Source organism: Chamaesiphon sp., from assembly GCF_041737865.1.
In the GTDB taxonomy this organism is placed as follows: domain Bacteria; phylum Cyanobacteriota; class Cyanobacteriia; order Cyanobacteriales; family Chamaesiphonaceae; genus Chamaesiphon.
In genome coordinates this window covers 1-3,516 of sequence record NZ_JBGSQZ010000173.1, presented here as the reverse complement: position 1 = coordinate 3,516, position 3,516 = coordinate 1, and the positions used below count along the sequence as shown (strand labels likewise).

Here is a 3,516-nt window from a genome sequence, read left to right as displayed (position 1 = left end):
GAGAGGAGGTTTCGAGCATTCGAGCTGTACTGGTTTTTTGGATAAAAACAGTTTAACAGTTCTCCTCTCTTTTTTCCTCAAACCCATTACTCATCAGCTTTTACGATAATTCTTACGGACTTTTGTCCGTCAATCAGGTGTTTGGTAGTTTGGATAAATAAGGTAGTCGCGATATCCTTCACCTGGGGCGCATTGAGATCGACTGATGTAGGCATATTCGCAGCGGTGGTCAAACAGTGCGAGTAGAGCTTACCTAATCGATTGATATAGTCCGCGATTTCAGCACTTCGGGTCGTCTCTGTCTTGGAAAGGTCGCAATCGTGACGGGAGCCGCCAAGACTGCGACTTTCCGCTGGTGCGCTTTCGGTGGTGAATCCCATAGTTCGGCTCTGCTCACGATCGATCTGTGCCTGTTGGGGTGCCGTCGAGCAGTGTTCGACCAGTGACGCTTTCCCCTTGCTATCGATCGCGATCGATACCCGTTCCCCATTCCGTCGTCCCATCACTTCCATATCCCCAGCAGGTCGCCAGACAGTAAAGTTTCCCTCACTTGTGGCTACATCTAGAACCGCTTTCTCACCGTACTTGGTGGAAACTTGACGGGGCATTCCGTTGACTCGTGCGTCTAATAGCTTCATGATTTAGATATCCTATTTGTTAATTGAGTGGGATTGACTTAGCGATCGTTATTTCTTCGCGGGAACTCGATCGCTTTGTCATTGGTGCCATTTATTTAACGTCTGGCTTGCGGGTGGCTGTCCGTTTCCATACATCTATTATATCCGATACTAGTAGCTGATATAATAGCCGATTAATTAATGTCCGTTATATTATCCGTCATTAATTAATACTATCCGTTATATATCCGCTCAAATACCCGATAACAAGTTATCCTGTTAGTATCCGCTTGAATATCAGATACTAAAATATGGCAGCTAGACAGGAATCAAAAGTAACTAGATTAGATCTCCGCATTCCCAATGATATCTATGCTCAGGTTGAGGAAATAGCCAAAGCCAACAACGAACCCACCCACCACATCACGGGTAACATCATCCTCACCCCTACCCTCGTCAAACTAATCCGGCTGGGTATCCGTTCATTATCCGACAACTATCCGGCACTAGCTGACATTCCCATCTCTAGCGGACAAGTATCGGATAATTTACTGAAGAGAATGGATTCGATCGAGGGAGAACTATCAGAGCTAAAAAAGTTAGTAACTGAATTATCGAATAGTCCCGTAGTAGCCGCATCAGTACCCGATACTAGATCCGACATACTCAAAACAGATACTGTATCCGATTCAGTACCAGATAAAATATCGGACGAGCCAGAATTAGTTTTATTGTCGGATGATTTATCGGACGCAGTACCCGACACTATTAAAATGACTGGAAACCACACCATACAATACCCATCATCTGAATCTGGAACGATGTCATGGACAGACTTTTATCGGATGATTGATGAGATCCTACCCCAGGACTTAAAGCGGAACAAAGCTAACTCAGATAATGCGATCGCCCTAGCCGTAGATAAAGGTTTTGATGGCTGGCGGTATGATTCAAGAGTGAAAAATTTCATCAAGCCATAATCCCCATGACTAAAACCTACGATCGTCAGGATGGAGAAACCACAAAGGCTTACACTGCATTTACCATCTATCGAGAGATGGGATCGGGTCGATCGCTAGATCGGGTAGAAGAAAAAATTTATGGTACACAAATAGGTCACAAGCGGGGCACAAATCTAACCTCTCTAAAGCGGTGGTCTAGGGAGTGGAATTGGGTCGAACGCTGTCGGGATTGCGATCGAGATCGTGAGCATGAGCATGAGCAAAGACAGATTAAGTCAGAGCATGAGAAGGCTGCATATGTTCGAGATTTGGAGAATTACCACCGACAGCAAAAGACGATCGGGATGGCTACTCTAAGTTTTACCGCTCGATCGCTTGATGCCATAGGCTTCATCCTCGAACCAATCCACCAATCGATTCAAAAATCAAAGGTGCTGACTCAAGACCAAATCGACGTGTTGTTCTCGTCGCAAATAGCCGCTAAAAATCTCATGGTAGCAGCTACATCAGGGGCGGAGATGGCTGCTAGGGGATTAGTAATCGAAGAGTTGATGGTAGTTGTTGAATCTGAAATTCAGGCTCGGAGTAGAGAAATATGACGCAGCAGAGTTACGATCGCCAAGAAGGGGAAACCTCAAAAGCTTATCAAGCCTTCGCTCTCTACCGGAATATGGGTGTTAGTCGATCTCTCGATCGCACCGCTGTAGAATTTTATCCCACCCCAGAAACACCACAGAAACGCCCTAGAAATATCGCCCAAATCGAGGTCTGGTCGCGAACCAATAACTGGGTCGATCGCTGTAAGGACTTCGACCGAGATGAAGAAGCAATCTTTCGCGACAAGATTAGACAATCGAATCTTGAGGAACACAATCGCCAACTCGAACAATTTCGCCAAAATAATGAGGCGATCGGGTTTGGTCTATTTAAAATGGGGTTGCGGCTGCTGACGATTGGCGAGAAAATCATCAAGACTTTGGAGAATAAGGAAGTCTTAGACTCTAAAGACATCGATCTGTTTTTGGCAATCCCCAACTCGATTAAGGCGATCGGGGCATTAGGGGCATCGGGTTCGGATTTAGCAGCGGATGGGCTGTTAATTCGTCAATTGATGGAGAAGCTAAAGGAATCTGAAAGTTAGTCAAAAGGAACTACGTGGAGGTCTAATTATCTCCCCTTTGCCCCTTAAACACCCCATAAACCCCGATAAAAACCCTTTTACCCATATAATCGAAATAGCCCCCACCAGTGAAGGCGAGGGCTATTTCGATCGATGGACTGTTACTAGCAGCGCGATCGAAGTTAAAAATAACTACTATGAGGCTAACATGACTCAAGCCACAGATACAGATATTCGCGAAATTAGGACAGCAGTAGAATCGATCGCCAAGGCTACTGAAGCTAATACCAAGGCGATCGCAGATTTAACCCTAGAGATGCGGTTAGGTTTCGCAGATATTAAAGGAGAATTCAAGGAAGTCAGAGGACTGATTAATACGGTTGAAGCCAAACTAGAGGGCAAAATCGATAAACTCGACGAACGAACTCAGCTAGGATTTTGGGGCTTTATCTTCCGAGGGACAGCATTAGCCGCTTTAGCTGCATTGACAGCAATTTTTGTTAAGTACCTATTTCCAATTTTGCCACCAGAACTGCCAAGGATGTAAGAATTCACCCTTGGTAGTTCCCGCTGAAATAAACTTTTTGCCCCGCTAACTACCCCGCCCACTTATTGAAAACGTCCGAAACCTCTATAGAGTATTCTTTTCAGCCCCTGCGTATTCCACGTTGACATTGATGAGGTCCCCCGTTCGAGTCGGGGTACGTCCATAGGGTTAGATCTCAAGCTAGGCAAGGCTTTTAGGAAACAAATCGTGTCCTAAGAGTCGACTTTTGCTGTCTGGTTACAGGAAAATATGGGCTGTTATGACTGGTTT

The 3,516-nt window shown here is 45.4% G+C and carries 5 protein-coding genes; 4 read left to right on the top strand and 1 reads right to left on the bottom strand.

Features of this window, described 5'->3' with window-relative positions:
• Window positions 1-86: 86 nt before the first annotated feature.
• Entirely contained in the window at window positions 87-638 is a 552-nt protein-coding gene (locus ACEW9J_RS13150; protein WP_373545572.1) for a hypothetical protein, read from the bottom strand.
• Between the two features lie 290 nt (window positions 639-928).
• Here ACEW9J_RS13150 and ACEW9J_RS13145 point away from each other — a divergent pair, with 290 nt between their 5' ends.
• The 4 genes from ACEW9J_RS13145 to ACEW9J_RS13130 are packed head-to-tail and all read left to right on the top strand — an operon-like array spanning window position 929 to window position 3,246.
• Window positions 929-1,597, top strand: coding sequence for a hypothetical protein (locus tag ACEW9J_RS13145; RefSeq protein ID WP_373545571.1), 669 nt, complete (start codon window positions 929-931; stop codon window positions 1,595-1,597).
• 5 nt (window positions 1,598-1,602) lie between these two features.
• Window positions 1,603-2,178, top strand: coding sequence for a hypothetical protein (locus ACEW9J_RS13140; protein WP_373545570.1), 576 nt, complete (start codon window positions 1,603-1,605; stop codon window positions 2,176-2,178).
• On the top strand, window positions 2,175-2,720 hold the full coding sequence (locus ACEW9J_RS13135; RefSeq protein ID WP_373545569.1) for a hypothetical protein: 546 nt from the start codon (window positions 2,175-2,177) through the stop codon (window positions 2,718-2,720). The genes ACEW9J_RS13140 and ACEW9J_RS13135 overlap by 4 nt, the downstream gene beginning before the upstream one ends.
• Window positions 2,721-2,757: 37 nt before the next feature.
• Complete coding sequence (locus ACEW9J_RS13130; protein WP_373545568.1) at window positions 2,758-3,246, top strand: hypothetical protein; 489 nt, start codon at window positions 2,758-2,760, stop codon at window positions 3,244-3,246.
• Window positions 3,247-3,516 lie beyond the last annotated feature (270 nt).

Bases quoted from the DNA above. Each gene is read 5' to 3' on its own strand.
- ACEW9J_RS13150 (WP_373545572.1), bottom strand. From the start codon at position 638: ATGAAGCTATTAGACGCACGAGTCAACGGAATGCCCCGTCAAGTTTCC.
- ACEW9J_RS13145 (WP_373545571.1), top strand. From the start codon at position 929: ATGGCAGCTAGACAGGAATCAAAAGTAACTAGATTAGATCTCCGCATT.
- ACEW9J_RS13140 (WP_373545570.1), top strand. From the start codon at position 1,603: ATGACTAAAACCTACGATCGTCAGGATGGAGAAACCACAAAGGCTTAC.
- ACEW9J_RS13135 (WP_373545569.1), top strand. From the start codon at position 2,175: ATGACGCAGCAGAGTTACGATCGCCAAGAAGGGGAAACCTCAAAAGCT.